Source organism: Streptomyces sp. NPDC002092 (assembly GCF_053593775.1).
In genome coordinates, this window is record NZ_JBSFDG010000003.1 from 270,554 (window position 1) to 293,606 (window position 23,053).

Sequence of the window (23,053 nt, forward strand, 5' to 3'; positions counted from 1 at the left end):
CGTCGTGCGGAACCATGAAGCATGCGGCCCGAAGACTGGCACTTCATCGACGACCTGGACGCCTTCCTCGCACGCGCCGGGGATTTCCTCCGCTCCCGCCCCGCCCTGCACACCGTCCCGCTGACGGTGACCGAGGGGCTACGGAGGCATGGAGCGGGCCAATACGGCTCCGAGACGCCCTATTTCGGCGTCCTGGAGTCGGCGGGAATGATCCGCGCCGCCTACTTCCGCACCCCTCCCTACCCGCTCAACGTCACGCCCCTCACCCCCGAGGAGACCGACTCCCTCGCCATCCACCTGGCGGGCCTGGGCCGCCCGGTGCCCGGCGTCAACGGGGAGCGCTCCACCATCGACGCCCTGGCCCGGGCCTGGGAGGAGCACACCGGCGCGAAGGCGACGCTGCACCAGCGGCAGCGGCTGTACCGGCTCGGCACACTGACGGTGCCGCAGCCGGTGCCTCAGGGACGGCCGAGGGTCGCCGGCGCGGCGGATCGGGAGCAACTGATCACCTGGTACGGCGAGTTCGTGGCGGCCATCGGTGAGGATGAGAGAGAGCAGGGGCGGGCGGAGGGCTGGGCCGATGCGCGCATCTCCTACGGCGGGACGACGTTCTGGGAGGACACCGACGGCACCCCGCTCTCCATGGCCGGACTGACACCGATGGTCGCCGGACAGATCCGGGTCGCTCCCGTCTACACCCCGGCGCACCTGCGCGGCCGTGGATACGCCGGGGCGGTCACGGCCGAGGTGAGCCGCGCCGCACTCGCGGCGGGCGCGGCCGAGGTGCTGCTGTTCACGGACCTTGCCAATCCGACCAGCAACGCGCTGTACCAGCGGATCGGGTATCGGGCGGTGGCGGACTTCGGGGTGTACGACTTCAAGGCGTCGGCATGAAGACGATCACGCAGAGCGAGTTGCGGAACAACGTCACCGCGGTCATGGCCGCTGTCGAGGCCGGTGAGACGTACCGCATCACGCGCAACGGCATGGAGGTCGCCGAACTGCGTCCGACGGCGCGGCGAAGCAGGCTGAGTGCGGACGAACTGGTGGCCAGGCATCGGAGGCTTCCGCGAGTGGACTACGTACAGATGCGTGCCGAGGCGGACGAGTTCTTCGGGCCGGGGGCGGGGGACGCTCACGGCCACAGCAGCTCCTTGGCCCAACCACCGTCCTTACGGCGGTAGTTCAGCCTTACGTGCCGTCTGCGCTCGTCCCCCTGGAAGAACTCCACCTCGTCCGGGCGGAGGCGGTACAGGGTCCAGGACGGCACCGGAGCGTCGGGATCCTGCTGGGCCCGTTCCCAGGCGGCCTCGGACGCCCGCGCCAACTCCTCCGCAGAGCCCAGGATTTCACTCTGACGGCCGGTGAGGGCTGCGGCGAGTGCGCCGGTCGAGCGGGCGTGCAGGTCGCCCTGCGACTCCTGGGCCGGGGCTGCCGTGACCGGCCCGCGGATTCGGACCTGGCGGCCCAGCACCGGCCAGTAGAAGGCGAGGGCCGCATACGGCCGTGCTGCCAGCTGCCTGCCCTTGCGGCTCGTCGCATGCGTCGCGAAGGACCAGCCGTCGGCGTCCGCGCCGTGCAGCATGACGATCCGGACGTCCGGGTGGCCGTCGGCGTCCGAGGTGGCCAGGGACATGGTGTGCGGCTCCCGCTGTCCCGCCGCCACCGCGTCCGCGAACCACGCCGTGAAGAGGGGCAACGGTTCGGCCGGGGCGGCCGCAGGGTCGAAGGGGCGTAGCTCCGTGACCTCCGGGTCCCACACCCGCAGCGACCTCAGCAGCTCGTGAAGATCTGTTCCCATGGGTCGAGTATCGACCGCGGGTCGCTTGCTCGGCGCATCCGCTGTGGTCAGACCTGGCCGAACTGTCGGAGGAAGGCCTGCCAGCTCTCGGGGGAGACGGTGAGGAGGGGGCCGTGCGGCTGCTTGCTGTCGCGGACGGCTCGGCCGCCGGGGGCGGTGTCGGCGACCTCGACGCAGGCGTTCTCCTGTCCCGAGTAAGACGACTTCCAGAAGGCGCTTACGACCTCGGTCACGACGTGTCTTCCTTCAAGCTCCGCAGTACGCCCCGGATGAGCTTCGCGCTCGCGTCCGGCGTCAACGCTGACGATCGTAGTAGGTCGAACGCATTGGCGTAAGCAGCAAGGTCCTCGGCCCCCTCAAGGACGGACGTGCCTCGCAGGTTGTCCATGGCGACCGCTTCGACGGTCGGCTCCTCGTCGAAGCTGAAGGAGTAGAAGGCGGAGGAGTAACCAGCCAGGATGCCCGCGCTGAGCGGCAGCACTTGGACAGTGACGTTCTTCCGCTTGCCGATCTCCAGGATCGCGGACAGCTGTTCGCGGTGAATCTCGACGTTCACCAGCGGTTGCGCAAGGACCGGTTCCCAGAGGATCGCCGTGTACGAGGCACCACCCTCTTCGATCTTCGCTTGCCTACCCACTCGGACCTTCACCAGCTGGGCGGCCCGTTCCGGCTCCATGTAGTTGGGGCCGTGGGCGATAACCGCCTCCGCGTAGGCCGGAGTTTGCAGAAGCCCTGGCATCATCACTGGCTGCCATTCACGGATGTAGGTTGCGTCATCCTCCAACGCGATGTGATCGACGTAGTCCGGCCGGAGGTGCTCGGCGTGTTCGAGCCACCAGCCCCGGTTCCTTGAGTGCTTGGCCAACTCCTCCAGTTTGTGCCGGACTTCGGGGTCCTTGACTCCATACGCGTCCAGCAGCAACCGCACTTCGATGACCCGCGCGGTGACGTGACCACTCTCAAGCCGGCTGACCCTTGCCTGACTTGCCGCGATGATCTCGGCGGCTTTCGGCTGGTCGAGCTTGGCGGCTTGGCGGTACTGCCTGAGCGCCGTCCCCAAGCGCCTGCTGCGAACTGTCGGTCGTCCACCTGCGGGCATGGGACCTCCCCTCTCCTGCGGCAACGATGCCACACAGAACGTCATTGCGAGAGTTCTTCACTCGATTGAGCTAACGACTGAATGTATTCAGTTGGTGTGGTTGCACAAGCGGCGAACGCACCCGTAGCTTCATGAAGGCGCCGCGACGGAGCGCATCTTGACGGCACGTCAGGAGGTACGGCACCCCCATGCCCGAAACCGAAACCTTCCGCATCCCCAAGCGCAGAAGGCATGTCCCCGCCGCGCGCCAACGCGTCCGCAAGACGCTCGCGGACTGGGGAATCACGGACGAACTCGCTGACGACGTCACCCTCTCCGCGAACGAGCTCGTGACCAACGCTGTGGCCCACTGCCAGGTGACCCACGCCCAGGTGAAGGTCACGCTCACGCTTCGGGAGCCGTACCTCTTCCTGGAGGTCCAGGACCCCGACCGGGACCGGTTTCCCGAACCGCGCGATCCGGGTCCGGAGGCGGAGTGCGGGCGCGGGCTCGCCCTGGTGCGGCTGCTGGCCCACGGCTGGGGCCACGCGCAACTGCCACACACGAAGTGCGTGTGGGCGAGGTTCATGCTCCCGGAGCGGCCGGAGAGGACAGGCCATGTCCCGGCGGCTTTATGAGTACGCCACCCGCCTGCTCACTCGACCACGCGCGAACAGCCGCCCCCTGCCGGACGACTGGAACCTCACGCAGGAGCCACGCGCACCGGACCCCTACGTCTGGCGGCTCCCGAACCCCCACGACGCCCGCTGGCGCCGCTGGGCCAGACGCTCCCGCGCGGCCGGCCACCGCCTGCCGTTTCCGCAAGAGGACGATTGCTGGCAGATCCCTGCCCGCCCGTGGGGCTCACGCTGGGAAGCCGCGGACGACGTAGTACGTCCCTATGTAGGGAGATGTTGAGGCGAGGCCGATCCGTCACGTGGGCTCAGAGTCTCACCGTCTGCGCCTGTGACCTGCGGAAATGAGGGCTTCCGGGGAGACTGTCGCGACCATCCGCTCAGGACAGCCACACACCGAGAGCGATGATCGCAAGCCCCACGCCCCCGAAGCACCCTGTCGTGGCGAGAAGCACGCGCCAAAGGCTCCGTTCACGCGGTCGCTCGGCACTACGCCACTCAGTGAGGCCCACGATCACACCCGTGAGGACCAGCGCGCCCCCAGCAAGCACGACCAGCGCCGCGAAGAAGCCCTTCCAGCCGGGGTCGTAGTTCGGGTTGTTGTGCGCGACCCCTGCCAGGAGCAGGTCGCCGAGCCCATCCTGCACTGTCACCACAGTCCGAAGCCCCAGCCGGCGATGGCAAGCCCGATCACGAGGATCACCGGCCCGAGAACGTAGTTGCCCACCTTCTTCTGATCGCTGACGTTCCAGAGAGCAATGGTCAAAGCGGCGCCCATGACGGCGATCAGGCACCCGGCAACCCCGAGGAGCGCCCAGAAGAAGCCGGTCCAGGTGGCGGGGTGGTTCGGGTTGGGGGTCCACGTGGCCGCAAGTCTCACGTCGCCGACCATGTTCACTCGTCCTTCGCCAGGTCCTGGACGTCCGCCTCGATGCCGGAGCCGGCAGCGTAAACGCCCGTGTTCAAGGTGGTTCCCACGGTGTTCTTGAACGCGCTGTCGGCCAGTTCGCCCCGGTCACTGAGGTTCTTGCCGCCGAGGCTCCCGTGCTGCTCCAAGGCATGGTTGAGGCCGTGGTTCTGGGCGTTCCCGAAGGCACCGGTTGCGGCGTTCGTGAGGGCGTCCTGGCCCATCGTCGAGGCATCCTGGTTGTGGGCGATGTCAGCCGTGAGCCCACCGGCCACGTTGCCCGCTGCTCCGTTGACGGTGGTGCCGAGCAGGCCGTCTCCCCTCAGGATGTTGCCTGCTGCCCCGGTCAGTCCGGCTGTGTCCGCGAGCGCCGCGCCGCCCCCGGTGAAGACGGCTGTTCCGCCGGCGGCCCAAGCGCCGCCGGCGAGGTCGTCTCCGACGGTCACGGGCTGGCCGTTGACGGCCTGGTTGACCATCATGCTGCCCGAGTCCGCCACGAAGTTCGTGACGAAGCTTTCGGCGCCCTTCTTGAGGAACTTCGCGGCGAACTCGGCCACCTTCGCCAGCTTTGCCGCCCCTTCCTCGCTGAGTTTCCCGAACCGCTCCAGCAGCCCCGCCACCTTCTCCGCCGCCGAGCTGAACAACTTCACCAGGTCCACGATCTTCGCGACCCGCGTGGCCACCGCCGTGTTCGCGACGAGGTCGGAGAGGAAACCGGTGAAGAAGGACAGCGCCGCGCCGGCCACCTCCATCTCCGCGATCTCGACGCAGATGTCGATGATCTCCTCGTTGATCTTGTCGATCTCGTCGGCGTACGCCCGCAGCCCGTCGGCCACCTGGTGGAAGTTGTGCGCCATGTCGTCGATGACGCGCTTCTGCTCCGCCCAGTGCTTCTCGAAGGCATCGCGGGCCTCGCCGTGCCAGCCCTGCTTGTCGACGCCCTGGATTTGCACGTCGAGGGCGTGCGCGACCTCTGTCAGCTCCTTGCCCATGGCGTCCCAGGCACCGGCGATCGTGCGGAGCGTGTCGCCGTTGCCGCCAGGGAGCTCCACCCCGCAGGCCTGCAGGATGTCCAGAACCTTGCCGTCGATCCAGCTGTTGATGCTCATGCCGGGCCTCCCGCCGGCTGAGTCGCCGCACGCAGGTGCTCCACGGCGGTCTGGTCCGAGGCCTTGTAGTTGGTGGCGTTGAGACGCAGCCGGTCGCCGTCGCTGGTGAAAACACCGGGCAGCTGCCCGAGCGCCTTGAGGGTGCTGGTCAGCAGCGTCTGGTACTTCTGCGCCGCACCGTCGCAGGCGCCGAGCAGGCCGAAGGCCTCGCCGATCTGGGACGCGGTCGCCGCGAAGCCGTCGATCGGCTTCGCCAGGTCCTTCGCCTCCCTGTCGAACTTCCCGGCAAGCTCGTCCAGTGTGTCGGGGTCGACACCGAACTGGCTCATTTCCGATCCCCCGTCGTCGAATGCATAGACAGACACCAGCAGTACCGGAGGCAGTGATCCGCCGGGAAGAAGTGTTTGCGGGATCAAAAGGCCTGTTTGCGGGATCAAGACGCGATCATGACGCGCCCTTGGCCGCTTACCTCTCAGGTCATCGACCCCACCACGCCGGCCCTGCCACGATCGTCGGCATACGGACCCCGACCGACCGGAAGGACGGCAACACACCATGACCGCCTACGCCATAGCCCACCTCCAGGAAGCCGCCCCGCACCCGGAGATCGCCGAGTACATCGAGCGCGTCTCCGGCACCTTCGAGCCCTACGGCGGCCGTTTCCTGGTGCACGGCACGCAGCACGAGGTGAAGGAGGGCAGCTGGCCCGGGCACGTCGTGGTGATCGGTTTTCCCGGGATCACCGAGGCGCGGGCCTGGTGGGACTCACCGGCGTACCAGGAGATCGCTCCGCTGCGCTCGCGGCACATCGACGGCGACATCATCCTCGTCGATGGCGTTCCCGAGGGCTACGACCCCGCCTCCACGGCGCGCGCGATGCGCGAGGCCCTGCCCGCCGAGTAGCCCTCGCCGCCGATCACCTGCCCAGCACCACCGTCCCGGAGGAGCAGAACCAACCCCCGGTGCCGGAGGCCACCCCAAGGCGCGGCAACTCCCCGTCCGACGCCCGCACTTGCCGCGCCCCCGCCTCTCCCCGCAGCTGCCGCACCGCCTCCACCAGCAGGAACAACCCCCGCATCCCGGGGTGTTGGGCCGACAGCCCGCCGCCGTCGGTGTTCACCGGCAGCTCCCCGCCCTCGACCCTCAACCGCCCCTTCTCCACGAACGCCCCGCCCTCCCCCTTCCCGCAGAACCCGAGATCCTCGAGCGTCACCAGCGTCATGTAGGTGAACGCGTCATAGATCTGTGCGAAGTCCATCTCCGAAGGCCCGACCCCGGCCCGCTCGAACGCCAGCCGTCCGCTCACCGCCGCCGGTGACACCGTGAAGTCCGCCCACTCCGACATCGCCGCATGGCTGACGTGCTCCCCCGTGCCGAGCACCCACACCGGAGCCGTACGGCAGTCCCGTACGTACTCCTCGGCGGCCAGCAGCACCGCCGCCCCGCCGTCGGAACGTATGCAGCAGTGCAGCTTGGTGAAGGGGTCCGCGATCATGGGGCCGGAGAGGACCTCGTCCACGGTGATCGGGGTGCGGAACATCGCGTCCGGGTTCAGCGTGGCATTCGCCCTCGCCTGTACGGCGACGGACGCCAACTGCTCGATGGTCGTGCCGTGTTCGATCATGTGGCGGCGGGCCGCCATCGCGTACTTGGCGATCAGAGTGTGACCGTAGGGGACTTCGAACTGGAGGGGGCCACGTGCGCCGAAGGAGAGGTTGCCCGTGCGGCGGCCCGCCTTGATGTCCGCGCGGGCCGTCGAGCCGTACGCCAGCAGGACCGCGTTCGCGTGGCCCGCCGCTATCGCGTCCGCCGCATGGGCCGCCATCACCTCCCAGGTCGAACCCCCCACCGCCGTGGAGTCGACCCAGGTGGGGCGCAGACCCAGGTACTCGGCCACCTCGACGGGCGCGAGGGTGCCCAGGCCGGCGGATGCGAAGCCGTCCACCACCGACCGGTCCAGACCTGCGTCCGCCAGTGCGCGGCGGGCCGCCTGGGCGTGCAGGGTGTACGGGGTCACGTCGTCCACACGGCCGCAGTCGGAGAGGGCCACGCCGACCACGGCCACCTTGCGGGTCCCGCCCGTCATGAGAGGTCTCCTCCCCCTGTGCATCTTGCTCCGGCCCTCCTAATATGACGGACCGTCAGATCTGGAGGGAAGGGGTAGCCATGGACGCCGGCTTCACGGCCGAGCAGGACGGGATCCGCCGCACCCTGCGCGAACTGCTCCGCAAACGCTGCGGCCCCGCGGAACTGCGCGCCGCCCTCGACACCCCCGCCGGACACGACCCGGCTCTGTGGACCGCTCTCGCCGACCAGCTCGGCCTGCCCGGACTCGCCCTCCCGGAGGCGTACGGCGGAATCGGCTGCTCGCCGACCGAACTCGCCCTGGCGGCCGAGGAGTCGGGCAGGGCCCTTGCCCCCTCCCCGCTCCTCGCGACCTGTGTGCTCGCCGCACCCCTGATCCTCGCCCTCGGCACCGACACCCAGCGCGCCGCCCTGCTGCCCCGCATCGCCGACGGCACCCTCACGGCCGCCCTCGCCGTGCCGGGCGCCGCCCTCGCCACCGCCCTCGCCCTCACCGGCACGGGCGACGGCGACTGGGCGGGGGGCGGACGCGCGGGGGGCGTCCAGGCCCGGCGGGCGGGCGACGGCTGGCGGCTGTACGGACAGGTCGACCAGGTACTGGACGGCCACAGTGCGCAGCTCCTGGTGGTCGCCGCCCACACCGGCGGCTTCGCCCGCGCGCGCACCCTCCTCTTCCTCGTGACGGGGGACGCGGCCGGGCTCGTACGCATACGCCAGACCGCACTCGACGCGACCCGTCCGCAGGCACGTGTCCAACTACGGGACGTGGAAGCCGCCTTGCTGGGCGCGGAAGACGGGAGCGCTGCCCTCGACACTCTCTCCGCGGTGGGTGACACGGCCGCCGCCGTGCTCGCCTGCGAAGCCGTGGGGGCCGCCGACCACGCACTGGAACGGACCGTCGAATACGTGAAACAACGCGAGCAGTTCGGCCGGGCGATCGGCTCCTTCCAGGCCGTGAAGCACCGGCTGGCCGACGTGTACGTCCAGGTCCAGGCGGCGCGCTCGGCCGCCTACTACGCCGCCTGGGCCGCCGCCCACGGTGAGCGGGTGGGCGGGCTCGCCCTCGCGCAGGCGCTGGAGGCGCTGCGCGGTGCCGCCGCCGAAGGGATCCAGTTGCACGGCGGCATCGGTTTCACCTGGGAGCACGAGGCGCATCTGTACTTCAAGCGCGCCGCGGGCGACGAGCTGCTGTTCGGGCCGGTACACCGGCTGCGGGCGCACGCCGCCGACGCGGCGCATCTCTTCGAGCAGGGTCGCGAGGTGGCGGTGTGATCGGCGAACGGCTGGTGCAGAAGGTGTCCTCGACGAGGGGCTTCGCGAAAGTGGCACCGCACGTCGTGCCGCCGCTCGACAAGGCCGTACACCGCCTGACCCGCGGAAAGTACCTGCTCAGCGCGCAGATGCTGCCCGGCGTGATCCTTACGTCCACGGGTGCGCGGAGCGGCCTTCCACGTCGTACGCCCCTGGCCTGTATGCCGGAGGAGGGCGGCTGGCTCCTGATCGGCTCCAACTTCGGCCGCACCGACCATCCGGCCTGGACCCACAACCTCCTTGCCCATCCCGAGGCCGAGATCAGCTGGAAGGGCCAGGACATCCCGGTCACGGCCCGGCTGCTGGAGGGTGAGGAGAGGACGGCGGCCTGGAAGGCGCTGTTGGCCTTCTGGCCGCCGTATGCGACGTATCAGGCTCGGGTGGAGCGGGAGATACGGGTGTTCAGGGTCACGAGGCGTGCTGGGTGACCTGGTAGCAGGCGACGTCGTACTGGGAGATCGCGTTGCCGCTGCCAGAGTGCAGTGTGGAGCCCGGGCCGTTACCGGCGTACATGCTGCCGGCGATGCCACCAGGGTCTTCGTTGAAGGCCGAGCCGCGGGCGCTTGAGGCGTTTCCGGGGGAGCTGGTCGCGCCGGGATCACCGCAGGTCTTGCCCGGCTGCCCGGTCGCGAACGCAGGCCCCGCGACGATGCCCGCCGTGCCTGCCACGAGCGCGGCCGAGGCCACAGCAACGGCCGCTCGCTTCAGGAGGTTCATGATCGCCTCTCCTTTCGCGGAGTACGTGCACATACGTACGTAAACCGGGCGCCGAGTGTTCAATGACCTACAGCGCCAACCGCTGCACCAGCAAAACCGCCCCGATCCCCAACATCGCCGCCCCCGAGGTCCGCGTCACCGCTCGGGCCGCGGACGGCCGTGCGCCGAGCACCGCCCGTGCTCCCAGGCCGACCGTGAGGTAGACGGCGGCGCAGCACGCCATGTGGAGCAGGCCGAGGGTGGCGGTCTGGACGGGGACCGGCAGACCGCCGTGGGTGGTCAGGAACTGGGGCAGCAGGGAGAGGTACAGCAGCAGCCCCTTGGGGTTCAGGCCGCTGATCGTCGCACCGCGGAGGAAGACGCGGGCGTCGGAGGCCGCGGCGGGCTCCTCCGCCGCGCCCGGAACACCCGGCCGCCGCAGCACCCCCCACCCCAGCCACACCAGATATCCGGCACCCGCGACCGTCAGCGCGGTCAGCAGCCGTGGTTCGCCCGCCACCAGTACCGCGAGTCCCGCCACCGCCAGCGCCGTGTGCAGTGCGTACCCGGCGACCAGACCGCCCACCGCCCACCCGACGGAACGCCCGCGCAGTCCGGCCGAGATCGCGTACGCCCAGTCGGCGCCCGGCACGCACACCAGCAGAAGGTCGAGGGCGAGGAAGGAAAGCAGCAGTCCGGTGTTCATGCGAGCGACATTAGGCTTGAATGCGCCGAAGGTGTTCCCGGATTTTGCTCACATGCCCCCGTTTCATGGAAGGATCTACTCCATGGACGACGTTGATCGGAAAATCCTTGCCGAGCTGCAGCAGGACGGGCGGCTGACCGTGACCGAGCTGGCCGGGCGGGTGCGGCTGAGTGTCTCGCCGTGTCACCGGCGGCTGCGGGAACTGGAGCGGTCGGGGGCGATCAGCGGGTACCGGGCGGTGGTGGAGCCGGCTGCGGTGGGGCTGACCTTCGAGGCGCTGGTCTTCGTGTCCATGCGGCAGGAGGACCGGGACACGGTCGCCGGGTTCGAGCGGGCGCTCGCGGACATTCCCCATGTCCTGGATGCGCAGCGGCTGTTCGGTGAGCCCGACTATCTGCTGCGGGTGGCCACCGCCGACCTCGCCGCCTTCCAGCGGCTGTACGACGATCGGCTGGCGACGCTGCCGGGAGTGCAGCGGCTGACGTCGACGCTGGTGATGAAGCATGTGGTGCGGGACCGTCCGCTGCCCGCATAGCGCAGCAGGCGGCGGCTCACCGCCGGGTGAGCCACCGCCTGCCAGACAGGACTTGGGCCTCGAAAGAGAGACTCGGGAAAGAGACTCGGAAAAGAGACTCGAAGAAGAGATCTGTGAAGAGATCCGTGGCGAGATCTATTTCGTCGGCTTCTTGCCGGTCACGCCCAGGTGTACCAACAGCGCCAGATTCGGCTTGAGTTCGGCCTGCTTGACGCCCCAGGTCTGGAATCCTTTCTGGTGCGAGGCGACCGCCGCGAGCATCGCGACCAGTGAACCGGCGACCGCCGCCGGGTTCACGTCCTTGTCGATCCTTCCCTTGGACTGCAGTTCGGCGATCGAGTCGGCGAGGGAGTTGTTCACCGAGTTGAGGATCTTCATGCGGATCTTGTAGAAGCGTTTGTCGCCCTCGGCCGCACCGAGGTCGACGACGCGCAGGATCGCGTCGTTCTTGCGCCAGAACTCGAGGAAACCGTCCACGAGTTCCTGCGCGGTCTGCCAGCCGGCCTTGCCGACCCAGGAGCGGCCCTCGAGGAGGGCGGTCAACTGGCCGCCCTCGGTGGCCATTTGCTCGGCGATCTCCAGGACGGCGCCCTCGACGTCCGGGAAGTACTGGTAGAAGGTCGCGGGCGAAGTCCCCGCTTTCCGGGCGACATCGATGACTTTGACGTCCCGGTAAGGGGAGGAGCTGAGCATCTCGCTGAGGCAGTCGAGCAGCTTCTGCCGGGTCGCCTGCCCACGCCGGCCGGCCACGCGGCCGTCGACGGTACGCACTTGTCCTGTCATGTCGTCAGCTTACCGAGGGGTGATGGGAGCGCGATTCGGCCGACTGCAAATGGGGTGCACGAGAGGGCGGAGGCTGGTGTGCCTGGTCCTGCGGGGTGCGTGAGTCGCCGTTAGTTTGGCGGTATGGCCGAAAACAGGGCATCCGCGTACGGAGAGGGCGTCCCGTGCTGGGTGGACGCGCAGCTTCCCGATGTGGAGGCGGGCAAGCGGTTCTACGGCGAGCTCTTCGGGTGGACCTTCGAGGACCGGCCGGAGGTGTCCGGCGGCTTCGTGTGGGCGCGTAAGGAGGGGGAGCCGGTCGCCGCGCTCGCACGCAAGGCGGACGGGCGGCTGCCGACCGTGTGGAGCGTGTATTTCGCGACGCCGGACGCCGAGGCGCTGGCCGACCGGATCTGGGCGGCCGGCGGGCAGGTCGTCACGGCGCCCACGCCGCTCGCGGAGCTGGGCACGGCCGCACTGGTCACCGACCCCGAGGGCGCCGTCTTCGGCCTCTGGGAGCCGGGCAGCCACCCCGGCTTCGGCAGGCGGCACGAACCGGGCACCTTCGCGTGGGCCGAGCTGTACGCACGGGACGTGGAGGTCGCCAACACCTTCTACGGTGATCTCTTCCACGACGCCCTGTTCGGGCCGGAGGCCAGACCCGACTTCGGGCGGGCGGCCGTCTCGGAGGTCTTCCCGGCCGAGATGCCGCCCCACTTCCTGGTGCACTTCGGCGTAGCGGACTGTGACGAGGCACTCGGGACGGTGAGCCGTCTCGGGGGCCGGATCTGGGCGCCAGTATTCGAGACGTCGTACGGAAGGGTGGCCGTCGTCACCGACAATCAGGGGGCGTCGTTCGCGGTGCTGGAACGACCGAAGGAACGACGGCAGCAGACCGACTGAAAACTGCTGAAATAGACCGACTGAAACAGATCGTGCGGTGAAACGTACCGTTTTGGGGTGAGGCATCCCGACTCGGTCCCGGGTTCGCAACCAGTGCCCGGGACAGGAAGAATCAGGGTGCGTGCCGCCATGGCGGTGCGGTGGTGAGACGCTGCACGGGGTCGCGTGGAGATGTGGCCGGCGCGGCCCGTACGGGGAGGTGGCAGGCAAGTGGTGGATCAGCTGACACAGCACGATCCGCGGCGTATCGGTCCGTTCGAGGTGCTGGGGCGGCTCGGTGCCGGCGGCATGGGGCTGGTCTATCTCGCCCGCTCGGCGTCCGGCCGGCGCGTGGCGATCAAGACGGTCCGTACGGAGCTCGCCGAGGACCAGCTGTTCCGCGTCCGCTTCTCGCGCGAGGTCGAGGCCGCCCGGGCGGTCTCCGGCTTCTACACGGCGGCCGTGGTCGACGCCGACGCACGCGCCGCCGTGCCGTGGCTGGCCACCGCGTACGTGCCCGCGCCCTCCCTCGAAGAGATAGTGAACGAGTGCGGGCCGCTCCCGGCCCAGGCGGTGCGCTGGCTGGCGGCGGGTGTGGCCGAGGCGCTGCAGTCGATCCACGGCGCCGGTCTGGTGCACCGGGACCTGAAGCCCTCGAACGTCCTCGTCGTCGAGGACGGCCCCCGGGTGATCGACTTCGGTATCGCCTCCGGTGTCTCGAACACGCGTTTGACGATGACGAACGTGGCGGTCGGTACGCCCGCCTATATGTCGCCGGAGCAGGCGAAGGACTCGCGGTCCGTGACCGGAGCGAGCGACGTCTTCTCACTCGGCTCGATGCTCGTCTTCGCGGCCACCGGACACCCGCCCTTCCACGGCGCCAACCCGGTCGAGACGGTCTTCATGCTGCTGCGGGAGGGCCCGGACCTGGAGGGGCTCCCGGACGAGCTGCGCCCGCTCATCGAGTCCTGTATGCAGATGGAGGCGACGAACCGCCCCAACCCGGCCGACCTCCAGGCCCAGCTGGCCCCCCACCTCTTCGGCTCCGGCACCGACGACAGCGGTACGGCCTCGGCCTGGCTGCCCGAGCGTGCGGTGAGCCTGATCGAGGCGCGCCGCAACGGCCGCCCCGCGGCGAAGCCGGGCCAGGGCGGCGCCGGCCGCAGCGGCGGCGGTGCCCGCCCCGCCCCCGTGCCGCCCCCGCCCTCGCACGACCCCGTCGTACCGGGGCCCCCCGTGTCCGTCGGCGCCCCCGACACCGGCCCCGTCCGGCTGGCCGGCGCCCAGGTGCCCATCGGGCCGGGGCCGCGGGTCTCCGACGTCCGTGCCGCCGCCGTGAAGGCACCTCCTCCGGAGGCCGCCCTGGCCGCCTCCTGGTCCAAGCCGCGCCCCGGGGTCAACGGCGCGGACCCCGTCGTACCCACGTCGCTGCCCGCGCCGCCGGAGGCCGCGGCAGGCTGGCGCCCCTGGCGTTTCCGCATGTCGAACGATGTGTGGGGCACCCCCTCGGTCTCCGACGGCCTCGTCTACGTCACCTCCTTCGAGGTGCACGCCCTGGACGTGGCGACCGGCCGGCGGCGCTTCAAGACGCGGGACGTGGCCTGGTCGATGGCGGTCGCCGACGGCCGTATCCACGCCTCCGACGGGCCGACGCTGTTCGCCCTGGACTGCCGCGAGGGCGCCGACCTGTGGCGGCTGTCCACGGACGCCTGGGTGTACTCCCTCAAGCCCGACCGGGGCACGGTCGTCACCGGCACCCGCGGCGGTGGAGTCCAGGTCTGGGACGCCTCGGACGGCCAGAAGCTGTGGGAACTGACCGGGGCGCAGACCGACTTCGAGTCCCCCGAGGCCGGGCCCGCCGCCCACGACGGCACGGTCTACGTCTGGCAGGATGCCCGGCTGCGCGCCCTGGTCACCCGCTCGGGCGAGGAGCGCTGGTCCTACCCGATCGGCGACGCGGCCTCCTGCGGCGGCGTGCCGGTACGGGTGACGCAGGCCCCGGACGGATACGTGTACGTCTGCGCCGGCACCCGGGTCCTGGCGATCAACGTGGCGAGCGGCCATGTGAAGTGGCACTTCGAGGCCCCCGCGGTCTTCCTGTGCCCGCCCACCTTCGCGCCCGGCCCCGCGGTCGCCGGCGGCGGCATCTACCTGGTCGACTACCTCGGCACGGTCTACGCCCTCGACGCCACCGACGGCCGCGACCGCTGGCGCATCGCCACCGAGTCCCGGGCGTCGATCGACCCCGTTCTGGTGGCGGCCGGGCACGTCCACGTGGGCAGCGGCAAGGGGCTGTACACCCTGGACGCGGTCACCGGCACCCCCAAGTGGCGCTTCCAGGCGGGCGGCGACATCGTGGGTGCCCCCGCGGTGGCGGAGGGCCGCATCCACTTCGGCTCCACGGACCACCTGCTCTACACCCTGAAGGCCGACGACGGGCGGCTGCGCTGGAAACTCGCCACCGGCGGCGAGATCACCGGCTCCCCGGTCGTCAAGGACGGCGTGGTGTACGCGTGCAGCAAGGACCGCTGCGTGTACGCGCTGGACGCGGAGAAGGGGACGGGGACCGCCCGGCCCGCCTGAGCTGCGGGTGACGGCCGTCGTACCGGTGTCACGGAAGGGTGTGGACGGCGGCCGTCCCACCTAGACGCTACGCCGGGTGCGCGGCGGTCGCCACGCGGTGAGTTCGCCCCCGCCGCCCCTACCCGTCCCGTCCCGGGGGCCAGCCCCCGGACCCCCGCTCCTCAAACGCCGGAGGGGCTGAATTTTCGCCGGCCGGGGCTTGATCTTTCAGCCCGTCCGGCGTTTGAGGACGAGGCCGTTCAGGCCGAAAGCGGGGGTCTGGGGGCGGCAGCCCCCAGGGGACGGGAATGGGAAGGGGCGGCGGGGGCGACTCAACGGGTTCGGAACGACCGTCTGCGCCCGGCGAACAGCTCCGCCTGCCGTTCCTCCGGCAGGTTCCCGAGCGCGATCAGGTGGGCCGCCTGTGCGAACCCGGCGGCGACGGCGCCCTCCTTCGCCGCCCACAGGGCCCGCACGGTCCCCTGGACGCCCTCGGTCGGATATCCGGCGATCACGGTGGCGCACGCCGTTGCAGCCGCCAACGCCTGGCCGGGCTCGGTGAGTTCGGAGACCAGCCCGATGTCGAAGGCCCGCCCCGCGGAGATCCGCTCCGCCGTCCCCATCAGCATCATCCGCGCCACCTCCCCGTACGGCATGCGCTGGGCCATGAGCACGGACTCGTAGGCGCTGACCATGCCGTAGGTGGTGTGCGGGTCGAAGAAGGCGGCGGTGGTGTCGGCGACGACGAAGTCCGACTCCCCGAGGAGATAGAAGGCGCCCCCGCAGGCCATGCCCTGTACGGCGGCGATGACCGGCTTCCACAGGTCGTTCGCCTTGGGGCCGACGCGCAGAAGGGGATCGTCGGCCATGTAGGGGGAGTCGGGCTGCGGGACGACGGCGCTCCGGTCGAGGCCCGTGCAGAAGGCGCGCTCACCGGCACCGGTGAGGACGACGGCGCGCACCGAGTCGTCGAACCGCAACTCCCGCCAGGCCTCCCGCAGTTCGTTCCGCATGGCCAGGTCGACGGCGTTGAGCCGCTCGGGCCGGTCGAGGGTGACGACCGCGACACCGGTGTCCTTGTCGGCCGTGAGACGGACAGCGGTGGTCATGAGCGCTCCAGAACCCACTGCGGCAGCCCCTCGCCGTCGAACACCACCTGCACCTTGGCGCCGATCCGGATGCGCCCGGCCGGCACCGAGTCGAGCCGCGCACCGGCCTCGGCGACGAGGTTGCCGACGAGACGGATCCGCGGGGCGTCGGTGAGTTCGACGACGATCACGTTGTACGGGGCCTGGTCCGCGTAGTCGGGCAGGAGCGGCGGGTGGGGCACGACGTACGACCAGATACGCCCGTGACCGGCGACCTCCCGCCACTCGCTGGCGAAGGACTGGCAGTGCGGGCAGCAGGGCCTGGGCGGGAAGCGGGGCTCGCCGCAGTCGGCGCAGGCCTGGACGCGGAGTTCGCCCTGGCGGGCGTAGCCCCAGAAGGGGGCTCCGTCGGAGTCGATGACGGGATCGAGCACGGTCAGCTCCTCAGCAGAAGGGCGGAGGTGGGGACGCCTTCACCGGCGGTGACGAGGCAGGTGGCGGCGTCCGGGACCTGGGCGGTGCTGGTGCCGCGGAGCTGCCGTACGCCTTCGGTGATGAGGTTGAACCCGTGGACGTAGGCCTCGCTGAGCCCGCCGCCGCTGGTGTTGAGGGGCAGCCGCCCGCCGATCTCCAGGGCCCCCTGCTCGGTGAACGCCCCGCCCTCGCCGCGGCCGCAGAAGCCGTAGCCCTCCAGGGAGAGCGGTATGAGCGCGGTGAACGCGTCGTAGATCTGGGCGACGTCGACGTCCTGGGGCGTGAAGTCGGCGTGTTTCCACAGGTGCCGGGCGGCGGTCCAGGCGGGGCCGGTGAGCGGGTCGTCGTTCCAGTAGTTGACCATGCCGTGGTGCTGGGCGGGCAGGCCCTGGGCGGCGGAGTGGACGTAGACGGGCCGCTGTCTGCAGTCGCGCGCCCGCTCGCGGGACACCACGACGCACGCCAACGCACCGTCCGTCTCCAGGCAGTTGTCGAAGAGGCAGAGCGGCTCGCTGATCCAGCGGGAGGTCATGTACATCTCGCGGGTCAGGGGCCGCTCGTACATCACCGCGGCCGGGTTCTGGTTGGCACGGTTGCGGCAGGCGAGGGCGACGTTGAAGAGGTGGTCGCGGGTCGCGCCGTACTCGTGCATGTAGCGGCGCGTCAGCATGGCGATCTCGTCCGCGGGGCGCAGCAGGCCGAAGGGGCGGGTCCACTGGGCGGGGGTGGGCAGTTGGACGGTGGTGTTCTTCCACGGGCGGGGGCCGCTGCCCCGCTTGCGGGAGCGCCAGGCGACGCCGACGGTGGCCTGGCCCGAGGCTATGGCGGCGGCGAGATGGGCCACGGTGGCGCAGGAACCGCCGCCCCCGTACCCGACCTTGCTGAAGAAGGTGAGGTCACCGAAGCCGACAGCCTTCGCCAGCTCCACCTCGTCGGTCTCCTCCATGGTGTAGGAGGCGAGCGCGTCGACCTCGCCGGGTGCGATACCGGCGTCGTCCAGGGCGGCGAGAACGGCACGGCAGGCGAGAGTCCGCTCGTCCTCGTCGAGGCGTTTGGCGAAGGGGGTCTGCCCGATGCCTGCGATCGCGGTGGCGTCCTTCATCCCGGTGATTCCGGCCATGCTGGTGCACCTCCGCATGCTGTCCCCTCAGCTGACAGAGCGTCAGGCTACAGCTAATCTGACGGGTAGTCAGCTAGCAGTAGGGGGCTGTTGTGCGCGGTGACGTGGAGTGGGGCAGCATTCCGGACCTCGTCCGGTCGGCGGCCGAGCGGTACGCGGACGCCGAGGCGGTGGTGGAGGGCCGCACCCGGATCTCGTACGCCGAACTGGGCGCCCGCGTCGAACGGTCGGCGGCGGCCTGTGTCGCGGCGGGCATCGCGCCGGGCGACCGGGTCGCGATCTGGGCCCCGAACTCGCCGGCCTGGATCGTGGCGGCACTGGGCGCGGTGTCGGCCGGGGCGGTGCTCGTGCCGATCAACACGCGCTTCAAGGGGGCGGAGGCGGCGGACGTGCTGCGCAGGAGCGGGGCGCGGCTGCTGTTCGTGACGGGGACCTTCCTGGGGACCTCGTACGTGGCCTCGCTGCGGCGGGCGGTCGACCGGGGGCCGGGGCTGCCGGAGCTCGACCAGGTGGTGGTGCTGTCGGACGACGCGCCCGAGGACTTCCGCACCTGGAAGGACTTCCTCGCGGGCGGGGACGGGGTCGGACCGGCCGAGGTGCGGGCGCGCTCGGCGGCGGTGGACGGATCCTGGCCGTCGGACATCGTCTTCACGTCCGGTACGACCGGCCGCCCCAAGGGCGCGGTGATCACGCATGCGCAGACGCTGCGGGCGTACGAGATCTGGTGCGACCTCGCGGGACTGAGGCGGGGCGACCGCTACCTCATCGTGAACCCCTTCTTCCACACCTTCGGTTACAAGGCCGGGGTCCTGGCCTGTCTGATGCGCGGCGCGACGATGATCCCCCAGCCGGTGTTCAACATCGACACGGCCCTCGCGAACATCGCGGCGGAACGGGTGTCGGTACTGCCGGGCCCGCCGACCCTCCACCAGTCCCTCCTGGACCACCCGGCCCGCGACGCCCACGACCTCTCGGCGCTGCGGCTGGTGGTGACGGGCGCGGCGGTGGTGCCGCTGCAACTCGTGGAGCGGCTGCGCGGGGAACTGGGCGTGGAGACGGTCCTGACGGCGTACGGCCTCTCGGAGGCCAGCGGCATCGTGACGATGTGCCGGCGCGGCGACGACCCCACGGTGATCGCCTCGACGTCAGGACGGGCGATCCCCGGCACGGAGGTACGGGTCGAGGCACCGCTCGGCGAGCCCGGCGAGGTCCTGGTCCGCGGCTTCAACGTCATGCGCGGCTACTACGAGGACGAGGCGGGCACGGCGGAGGTCCTGACGCGGGACGGCTGGCTGCGCACCGGGGACGTGGGCGTCCTCGACGCCGGGGGGAACCTGCGGATCACCGACCGGATCAAGGACATGTTCATCGTCGGCGGCTTCAACGCCTACCCGGCGGAGATAGAGCAACTCCTCGGCCTGCACCCCGATGTGGCCGACGTCGCGGTGATCGGCGTACCGGATCCGCGGCTGGGGGAGGTGGGCAAGGCGTACGTGGTGCGGCGGGCGGGTTCGGTGCTCACCGCGGACGACCTGATCGCCTGGACCCGGCGGGAGATGGCGAACTACAAGGTGCCGAGATGGGTGGAGTTCGTGGGTGAGCTGCCCCGGAACGCGAGCGGGAAGGTGGTGAAGGGGGAGCTGCGGGCGCGGAAGGCCCGTCCCTGACGAACCCGTCGGCCGCGGTGGCTCCCCCTCCGAGCCACCGCGGCCGATCCCCGTTGCCGGGAGTCCGTAGGGAGTCCTCAGGCCTTCTCGTCGGTGATGTGGGTGTCGAGCGGGTTGATCACGGCCTTGGCGTCCGTGATGTGGGTGTCGAGCGGGGTGACCGTGCCCGCATCGGCGTCCGTGATATGGGTGTCCAGCGGGTTGACGGTGCCGGCCTCGGCGTCCGTGATGTGCGTGTCGAGCGGCTTGACGGTGCCGTCGGTCTTCTTCGTGTCGGCCATGGTGTTCCATTCCTGAAGCGTCCTGGGACAGCGGTGACAAAGTCCGTCCGGCGACTCCCCCGAGGACCGCCGGACGGACTGAACGGGCCGTTCACCATAAGTGATGGCCCTCATCGCCGATCCGTCTGCCCCCCGACGCGACGCATCGACACGCTCAGAGTGTCGGAGCGCGATAAACGAACGATGAACGCCCGCGCGGACGGCTCAGGCGGCGGCCAGCGGGGAGATCAGGGACCGCACTTCCGCCGCTTCGGCCGAGCCCAGCTCCTCGTAGATGGACAGTGCCTCGCGCCAGCAGGCCTGGGCGCGCCCGGGCTGCCCGATGCCGTCGAGGGCCCGGCCCAGCACGGTCAGCACGTTCCCGCGACGCCATTCGCCGCCGATGCCCCGCAGTACGGCGAGGGACTGCTCGGCGAGGGCGGCGGCCTGCGCGGGTTTCCTTTCGGTCAGGCGCACTTCGGCGATGCGGAAGATGGCCATGCCCTCCCACAGGCGCTGACGGCTGTCCCGGAAGACCTCGAGTGCCTCTGTGAACTGGGCGACCGCCTGGTCGAGTTCGCCGGTCTGGGCGAGTGCGAGCCCCAGGGCGTAACGGCCGTTGGCGCCGCGCAGGGTGTGGCCGAGGCGGTCGTAGATGCTGATGCCCTGCTGGGCCAGTTCCACGGCGCTTTCGGTCCGGCCCATCGCCAGGTGCGAGCGGGACAGGTTGCACAGGGCGCTCGCCTCGCCCGCCAGGTTCTTGTCGGCCCGGAAGTTGTCGATCGCCTCCTGCAGGTAGGCCGCGCCCTCCGCGTGGCGGTTGCCGTAGACGGCGATGACGCCGCGGTGGTTGGGCACCCAGCAGTTGAGCGCGGCGTCGTCGAGCCCGTGGCTCAGGGCCGCCGCCCGCTCCGCCTCCTCGGCCGCCTGGTCGAAGCGCCCCGCGGCGAGGTGGGCATCCGTGAGGGTGGTGCGCGCCCGCCCCTCGGCGCGCGCGTCACCCGCCTCGGCGGCGGCATCGCGTGCCGTCACCGCGTTCGCGCCGTAGTCACGGGCGTTCGCACCGGACTCGGCGAGATCCTTCGCGGCCCACAGGAGGTCGACCGCCCGGCGCAGCCTGTTTCCGTCCAGGGACTGGTGTACGCAGGCCAGCAGGCAGTTGGCCTCGGCGTACAGCCAGTCCTGGGCGGCGTGGCGTTCGGTGAACCGCAGCCCGGGGTAGTCCGTGGGCTCCAGGTGGTCCACCAGGCGGTCACCGGGCCGCTCGATCGCGTACACCCCGGCCGCCGTCGCCAGATAGAAGTCCAGCAGCCGCGACATCGCCGCGTCCTGCTCGCTCGGCGGCCACTCGTCCCGCTCCGCGCATGCACGCGCGTAGAGGCGTACGAGATCGTGGTACCGGTAGCGGCCGGGGGCCGCCGACTCCAGCAGCGAGGTGTCGACGAGGGCTTCCAGCAGGTCCTCCGTCTCCTCCGCCGGCAGGTCGAGGACCGCCGCGGCCGCCGCCAGCGAGATGTCCGGCCCGTCCGCGAGGCCCAGCAGCCGGAACGCCCGTGTCTGGGCCGGCTCCAGCGCGCCGTAGCCGAGTTCGAAGGTGGCCTTGACCGCCAGGTCACCGGCCTGCAGCTCGTCCAGGCGTCTGCGTTCGTCCGCGAGCTTCGCGGCCAGCACGGAGACCGTCCAGGTGCGGCGGGCCGCCAGCCGGGACGCGGCGATGCGGATCGCCAGCGGCAGGAAGCCGCAGGCCGCCACCACGTCCAGGGCGGCCTCGCGCTCGCTCGCCACCCGCTCCTCGCCCACGATCTTCGTGAACAGCGACAGCGCCTCTTCGGGCGACATCACGTCCAGGTCCACCAGATGCGCCCCGGCGAGATCGACCATCCGCACCCGCGAGGTCACCAGCGCCGCGCAGCCCTCTGTGCCCGGCAGCAGCGGCCGTACCTGCGCCGCGTCCCGTGCGTTGTCGAGCAGGACCAGCACCCGGCGGCCGTCCAGGACGGACCGGTACAGCGCCGCCCGCTCCTCCAGCGAGTCCGGGATCGCCGAGTCGGCCGTGCCCAGGGCCCGCAGGAACGAGCCCAGGACCGTCTCCGGTTCCGCCGCCCGTGCCCCCGCGCCCTGGAGGTCGACGTACAACTGGCCGTCCGGGAAGGCCGTCCGCGCCTGGTGGGCGACGTGCACGGCCAGCGTGGTCTTGCCGACGCCGCCGATGCCCGCCACCGCCGACACCGCCATCACCCGGCCCTCGGCCGAGGACAGCACCTCGCCGAGCTCCTGCACGAAGGCCGCACGACCCGTGAAGTCCGGGACGGTGGCCGGTAGTTGGGCCGGACGGACCGGGGTGGCGGCCGGCTCGGCCTGCGGGGACTGCGGCTCCGCGAGCCCCGGGTCCGCCCGCAGGATCCGTTGCTGCAGCTCCCGCAGCCCCGGCCGCGGGTCCACCCCCAGCTCGTCCGCCAGCAGCCGGCGGGTGTCCGCGTACACCGCCAGCGCCTCCGCCTGGCGGCCGCTGCGGTACAGCGCCAGCATCAGCAGTTCGCGCAGCCGCTCGCGCAGCGGGTGGGCGGCGGTGAGGGCGGTCAGCTCCGACACGGCCTCCGCGTGGCAGCCCTGTTCCAGGTCCATGTCCAGGCGGGACTCCAGGAGTTGCAGCCGCCACTCCTCCAGGCGGACCCGCTGTGCCTCCGCGTACGGGCCGGGTACGCCGGCCAGCACCTCCCCGTCCCACAGCGCCAGCGCCCGGCCGAGCAGCTCACGGGCGTGGCACAGGTCGCCGGCACCCTTCGCCTTCTCCGCCTCGGCGGCCAGGTCCTGCGCCACGGCCAGGTCGAGGGCGCCCTCGGCCAGCCCGCGCACCGCGTACCCGCCGGACTCGCTCACCAGGACCCCGGGGTCCAGCACCTTCCGCAGCCGGGAGGCGTACGTCCGCAGCGCGGCGAGGGCCTGCGAGGGCGGCTCCTCGCCCCACACGGCGTCGATCAGCTCGCCCGCGGTGGCCGTGCGGCCCTCGCGCAGCAGCAGGGCGGCGAGCAGGGCACGTTGCTGCGGGGAGCCGGTGCTCAGCTGCTCCGATCCGCGTCGGGCTCGTACCGGACCGAGCACGGCGAAGCTCAGCGGGGCAGTCCGCGGCGGAGCCTCTGATGGCTGCAGCGCAGAGGAGCCGGCCCGCCTCTGTTCCGGCACTCGCGGTACACCGTCCATCGCCGTCTCCCTAGACACAGTGGGCAAGCAGGCCCTGCCGTTTGGATCAGCTCGGCGTCGCGGGGCGGCCGACAGGCACCATTCCCTACGGCCGACCTGATCCAAACGACAGGGCCTACGTCAGTTTGCCTTGTTCATGGCGGATGCGTCAGCCGGGGAGAGCTCTTGCGCAGG

General features: G+C 70.9%; 26 protein-coding genes. 10 read left to right on the forward strand and 16 right to left on the reverse strand.

Annotated elements, in window-relative coordinates:
* Positions 1 to 21: 21 nt before the first annotated feature.
* Positions 22 to 894 (forward strand): GNAT family N-acetyltransferase, encoded by an 873-nt coding sequence (locus ACWCRD_RS08700; protein ID WP_450965198.1) that lies wholly within the window; start codon positions 22 to 24, stop codon positions 892 to 894.
* A complete protein-coding gene (locus ACWCRD_RS08705) occupies positions 891 to 1,184 on the forward strand; it encodes a type II toxin-antitoxin system Phd/YefM family antitoxin (protein ID WP_450965199.1) in 294 nt (97 codons plus the stop codon). Before ACWCRD_RS08700 ends, ACWCRD_RS08705 begins: the two co-directional genes overlap by 4 nt.
* Here ACWCRD_RS08705 and ACWCRD_RS08710 read toward each other — a convergent pair.
* From ACWCRD_RS08710 to ACWCRD_RS08720, 3 genes are read right to left on the reverse strand one after another with little or no spacing between them, the layout of a single operon-like run.
* Complete coding sequence (locus ACWCRD_RS08710) at positions 1,136 to 1,801, reverse strand: pyridoxine/pyridoxamine 5'-phosphate oxidase (RefSeq protein ID WP_450965200.1); 666 nt, start codon at positions 1,799 to 1,801, stop codon at positions 1,136 to 1,138. The genes ACWCRD_RS08705 and ACWCRD_RS08710 overlap by 49 nt on opposite strands.
* A gap of 47 nt (positions 1,802 to 1,848) precedes the next feature.
* Complete coding sequence (locus tag ACWCRD_RS08715) at positions 1,849 to 2,034, reverse strand: DUF397 domain-containing protein (protein ID WP_450965201.1); 186 nt, start codon at positions 2,032 to 2,034, stop codon at positions 1,849 to 1,851.
* Positions 2,031 to 2,900 (reverse strand): helix-turn-helix domain-containing protein, encoded by an 870-nt coding sequence (locus tag ACWCRD_RS08720; RefSeq protein WP_450965202.1) that lies wholly within the window; start codon positions 2,898 to 2,900, stop codon positions 2,031 to 2,033. The genes ACWCRD_RS08715 and ACWCRD_RS08720 overlap by 4 nt, the downstream gene beginning before the upstream one ends.
* Positions 2,901 to 3,088: 188 nt before the next feature.
* Here ACWCRD_RS08720 and ACWCRD_RS08725 point away from each other — a divergent pair, with 188 nt between their 5' ends.
* Positions 3,089 to 3,517 (forward strand): ATP-binding protein, encoded by a 429-nt coding sequence (locus ACWCRD_RS08725; RefSeq protein WP_450965203.1) that lies wholly within the window; start codon positions 3,089 to 3,091, stop codon positions 3,515 to 3,517.
* 377 nt (positions 3,518 to 3,894) lie between these two features.
* Here the strand turns inward: ACWCRD_RS08725 and ACWCRD_RS08730 are convergent, their stop codons facing one another.
* The 4 genes from ACWCRD_RS08730 to ACWCRD_RS08745 are packed head-to-tail and all read right to left on the reverse strand — an operon-like array spanning position 3,895 to position 5,859.
* Positions 3,895 to 4,161: a hypothetical protein gene (locus tag ACWCRD_RS08730; RefSeq protein ID WP_450965204.1), complete on the reverse strand. Its 267-nt coding sequence runs from the start codon at positions 4,159 to 4,161 to the stop codon at positions 3,895 to 3,897.
* Between the two features lie 2 nt (positions 4,162 to 4,163).
* Positions 4,164 to 4,406, reverse strand: coding sequence for a hypothetical protein (locus tag ACWCRD_RS08735; protein ID WP_450965205.1), 243 nt, complete (start codon positions 4,404 to 4,406; stop codon positions 4,164 to 4,166).
* Between the two features lie 2 nt (positions 4,407 to 4,408).
* A complete protein-coding gene (locus ACWCRD_RS08740; protein WP_450965206.1) occupies positions 4,409 to 5,530 on the reverse strand; it encodes a WXG100-like domain-containing protein in 1,122 nt (373 codons plus the stop codon).
* The gene (locus ACWCRD_RS08745; RefSeq protein WP_450965207.1) at positions 5,527 to 5,859 is read right to left on the reverse strand and encodes a type VII secretion target; all 333 of its coding nucleotides are present in this window, start codon (positions 5,857 to 5,859) and stop codon (positions 5,527 to 5,529) included. Before ACWCRD_RS08745 ends, ACWCRD_RS08740 begins: the two co-directional genes overlap by 4 nt.
* A 226-nt stretch (positions 5,860 to 6,085) precedes the next feature.
* Between ACWCRD_RS08745 and ACWCRD_RS08750 the strand changes: the two genes are divergently transcribed.
* Positions 6,086 to 6,433, forward strand: a complete 348-nt coding sequence (locus ACWCRD_RS08750; RefSeq protein WP_450965208.1) for a DUF1330 domain-containing protein — start codon at positions 6,086 to 6,088, stop codon at positions 6,431 to 6,433.
* A 13-nt stretch (positions 6,434 to 6,446) separates the two neighbouring features.
* Here ACWCRD_RS08750 and ACWCRD_RS08755 read toward each other — a convergent pair whose 3' ends face one another.
* Positions 6,447 to 7,616: a thiolase C-terminal domain-containing protein gene (locus ACWCRD_RS08755; RefSeq protein ID WP_450965209.1), complete on the reverse strand. Its 1,170-nt coding sequence runs from the start codon at positions 7,614 to 7,616 to the stop codon at positions 6,447 to 6,449.
* An 80-nt stretch (positions 7,617 to 7,696) separates the two neighbouring features.
* On the opposite strand from ACWCRD_RS08755, the gene ACWCRD_RS08760 reads away from it, so the two are divergent.
* Entirely contained in the window at positions 7,697 to 8,887 is a 1,191-nt protein-coding gene (locus ACWCRD_RS08760) for an acyl-CoA dehydrogenase family protein (protein ID WP_450965210.1), read from the forward strand.
* Entirely contained in the window at positions 8,884 to 9,354 is a 471-nt protein-coding gene (locus ACWCRD_RS08765) for a nitroreductase family deazaflavin-dependent oxidoreductase (protein ID WP_450965211.1), read from the forward strand. The genes ACWCRD_RS08760 and ACWCRD_RS08765 overlap by 4 nt, the downstream gene beginning before the upstream one ends.
* Here the strand turns inward: ACWCRD_RS08765 and ACWCRD_RS08770 are convergent.
* Together ACWCRD_RS08770 and ACWCRD_RS08775 are read right to left on the reverse strand one after the other, a co-directional pair.
* Positions 9,335 to 9,643, reverse strand: a complete 309-nt coding sequence (locus ACWCRD_RS08770) for a hypothetical protein (protein ID WP_450965212.1) — start codon at positions 9,641 to 9,643, stop codon at positions 9,335 to 9,337. The genes ACWCRD_RS08765 and ACWCRD_RS08770 overlap by 20 nt on opposite strands.
* A gap of 67 nt (positions 9,644 to 9,710) precedes the next feature.
* Positions 9,711 to 10,328 (reverse strand): LysE family translocator, encoded by a 618-nt coding sequence (locus ACWCRD_RS08775; RefSeq protein ID WP_450965213.1) that lies wholly within the window; start codon positions 10,326 to 10,328, stop codon positions 9,711 to 9,713.
* Between the two features lie 82 nt (positions 10,329 to 10,410).
* Here ACWCRD_RS08775 and ACWCRD_RS08780 point away from each other — a divergent pair, with 82 nt between their 5' ends.
* A complete protein-coding gene (locus tag ACWCRD_RS08780) occupies positions 10,411 to 10,863 on the forward strand; it encodes an Lrp/AsnC family transcriptional regulator (protein WP_450965214.1) in 453 nt (150 codons plus the stop codon).
* Between the two features lie 135 nt (positions 10,864 to 10,998).
* Here ACWCRD_RS08780 and ACWCRD_RS08785 read toward each other — a convergent pair whose 3' ends face one another.
* The gene (locus ACWCRD_RS08785; RefSeq protein WP_450965215.1) at positions 10,999 to 11,646 is read right to left on the reverse strand and encodes a TetR family transcriptional regulator; all 648 of its coding nucleotides are present in this window, start codon (positions 11,644 to 11,646) and stop codon (positions 10,999 to 11,001) included.
* A gap of 123 nt (positions 11,647 to 11,769) precedes the next feature.
* On the opposite strand from ACWCRD_RS08785, the gene ACWCRD_RS08790 reads away from it, so the two are divergent.
* Both ACWCRD_RS08790 and ACWCRD_RS08795 read left to right on the forward strand, forming a co-directional pair.
* Positions 11,770 to 12,528: a VOC family protein gene (locus tag ACWCRD_RS08790; RefSeq protein ID WP_450965216.1), complete on the forward strand. Its 759-nt coding sequence runs from the start codon at positions 11,770 to 11,772 to the stop codon at positions 12,526 to 12,528.
* A gap of 210 nt (positions 12,529 to 12,738) precedes the next feature.
* Positions 12,739 to 15,090, forward strand: a complete 2,352-nt coding sequence (locus tag ACWCRD_RS08795; protein WP_450965217.1) for an outer membrane protein assembly factor BamB family protein — start codon at positions 12,739 to 12,741, stop codon at positions 15,088 to 15,090.
* Between the two features lie 311 nt (positions 15,091 to 15,401).
* Here ACWCRD_RS08795 and ACWCRD_RS08800 read toward each other — a convergent pair whose 3' ends face one another.
* Genes ACWCRD_RS08800 through ACWCRD_RS08810 form a run of 3 tightly spaced genes read right to left on the reverse strand, consistent with a single transcriptional unit; the run spans position 15,402 to position 17,751 of the window.
* A complete protein-coding gene (locus tag ACWCRD_RS08800) occupies positions 15,402 to 16,178 on the reverse strand; it encodes an enoyl-CoA hydratase/isomerase family protein (protein ID WP_450965218.1) in 777 nt (258 codons plus the stop codon).
* The gene (locus tag ACWCRD_RS08805) at positions 16,175 to 16,591 is read right to left on the reverse strand and encodes a Zn-ribbon domain-containing OB-fold protein (RefSeq protein WP_450965219.1); all 417 of its coding nucleotides are present in this window, start codon (positions 16,589 to 16,591) and stop codon (positions 16,175 to 16,177) included. Before ACWCRD_RS08805 ends, ACWCRD_RS08800 begins: the two co-directional genes overlap by 4 nt.
* Positions 16,592 to 16,593: 2 nt before the next feature.
* On the reverse strand, positions 16,594 to 17,751 hold the full coding sequence (locus ACWCRD_RS08810; RefSeq protein ID WP_450965220.1) for a lipid-transfer protein: 1,158 nt from the start codon (positions 17,749 to 17,751) through the stop codon (positions 16,594 to 16,596).
* A gap of 92 nt (positions 17,752 to 17,843) precedes the next feature.
* On the opposite strand from ACWCRD_RS08810, the gene ACWCRD_RS08815 reads away from it, so the two are divergent.
* The gene (locus ACWCRD_RS08815; protein ID WP_450965221.1) at positions 17,844 to 19,418 is read left to right on the forward strand and encodes a FadD3 family acyl-CoA ligase; all 1,575 of its coding nucleotides are present in this window, start codon (positions 17,844 to 17,846) and stop codon (positions 19,416 to 19,418) included.
* A gap of 77 nt (positions 19,419 to 19,495) precedes the next feature.
* Here ACWCRD_RS08815 and ACWCRD_RS08820 read toward each other — a convergent pair whose 3' ends face one another.
* Both ACWCRD_RS08820 and ACWCRD_RS08825 read right to left on the reverse strand, forming a co-directional pair.
* Positions 19,496 to 19,699: a hypothetical protein gene (locus ACWCRD_RS08820; RefSeq protein WP_450965222.1), complete on the reverse strand. Its 204-nt coding sequence runs from the start codon at positions 19,697 to 19,699 to the stop codon at positions 19,496 to 19,498.
* Between the two features lie 204 nt (positions 19,700 to 19,903).
* A complete protein-coding gene (locus tag ACWCRD_RS08825; protein ID WP_450965223.1) occupies positions 19,904 to 22,879 on the reverse strand; it encodes a BTAD domain-containing putative transcriptional regulator in 2,976 nt (991 codons plus the stop codon).
* Between the last annotated feature and the right edge of the window lie 174 nt (positions 22,880 to 23,053).

Excerpts from the sequence above, each read along its gene's own strand:
- ACWCRD_RS08785 (WP_450965215.1), bottom strand. The coding sequence starts at position 11,646 with ATGACAGGACAAGTGCGTACCGTCGACGGCCGCGTGGCCGGCCGGCGT.
- ACWCRD_RS08790 (WP_450965216.1), top strand. The coding sequence starts at position 11,770 with ATGGCCGAAAACAGGGCATCCGCGTACGGAGAGGGCGTCCCGTGCTGG.
- ACWCRD_RS08740 (WP_450965206.1), bottom strand. The coding sequence starts at position 5,530 with ATGAGCATCAACAGCTGGATCGACGGCAAGGTTCTGGACATCCTGCAG.
- ACWCRD_RS08780 (WP_450965214.1), top strand. The coding sequence starts at position 10,411 with ATGGACGACGTTGATCGGAAAATCCTTGCCGAGCTGCAGCAGGACGGG.
- ACWCRD_RS08755 (WP_450965209.1), bottom strand. The coding sequence starts at position 7,616 with ATGACGGGCGGGACCCGCAAGGTGGCCGTGGTCGGCGTGGCCCTCTCC.
- ACWCRD_RS08825 (WP_450965223.1), bottom strand. The coding sequence starts at position 22,879 with ATGGACGGTGTACCGCGAGTGCCGGAACAGAGGCGGGCCGGCTCCTCT.
- ACWCRD_RS08720 (WP_450965202.1), bottom strand. The coding sequence starts at position 2,900 with ATGCCCGCAGGTGGACGACCGACAGTTCGCAGCAGGCGCTTGGGGACG.
- ACWCRD_RS08710 (WP_450965200.1), bottom strand. The coding sequence starts at position 1,801 with ATGGGAACAGATCTTCACGAGCTGCTGAGGTCGCTGCGGGTGTGGGAC.
- ACWCRD_RS08700 (WP_450965198.1), top strand. The coding sequence starts at position 22 with ATGCGGCCCGAAGACTGGCACTTCATCGACGACCTGGACGCCTTCCTC.
- ACWCRD_RS08705 (WP_450965199.1), top strand. The coding sequence starts at position 891 with ATGAAGACGATCACGCAGAGCGAGTTGCGGAACAACGTCACCGCGGTC.
- ACWCRD_RS08725 (WP_450965203.1), top strand. The coding sequence starts at position 3,089 with ATGCCCGAAACCGAAACCTTCCGCATCCCCAAGCGCAGAAGGCATGTC.
- ACWCRD_RS08745 (WP_450965207.1), bottom strand. The coding sequence starts at position 5,859 with ATGAGCCAGTTCGGTGTCGACCCCGACACACTGGACGAGCTTGCCGGG.
- ACWCRD_RS08735 (WP_450965205.1), bottom strand. The coding sequence starts at position 4,406 with ATGGTCGGCGACGTGAGACTTGCGGCCACGTGGACCCCCAACCCGAAC.
- ACWCRD_RS08775 (WP_450965213.1), bottom strand. The coding sequence starts at position 10,328 with ATGAACACCGGACTGCTGCTTTCCTTCCTCGCCCTCGACCTTCTGCTG.
- ACWCRD_RS08770 (WP_450965212.1), bottom strand. The coding sequence starts at position 9,643 with ATGAACCTCCTGAAGCGAGCGGCCGTTGCTGTGGCCTCGGCCGCGCTC.
- ACWCRD_RS08820 (WP_450965222.1), bottom strand. The coding sequence starts at position 19,699 with ATGGCCGACACGAAGAAGACCGACGGCACCGTCAAGCCGCTCGACACG.
- ACWCRD_RS08750 (WP_450965208.1), top strand. The coding sequence starts at position 6,086 with ATGACCGCCTACGCCATAGCCCACCTCCAGGAAGCCGCCCCGCACCCG.
- ACWCRD_RS08800 (WP_450965218.1), bottom strand. The coding sequence starts at position 16,178 with ATGACCACCGCTGTCCGTCTCACGGCCGACAAGGACACCGGTGTCGCG.
- ACWCRD_RS08810 (WP_450965220.1), bottom strand. The coding sequence starts at position 17,751 with ATGGCCGGAATCACCGGGATGAAGGACGCCACCGCGATCGCAGGCATC.
- ACWCRD_RS08760 (WP_450965210.1), top strand. The coding sequence starts at position 7,697 with ATGGACGCCGGCTTCACGGCCGAGCAGGACGGGATCCGCCGCACCCTG.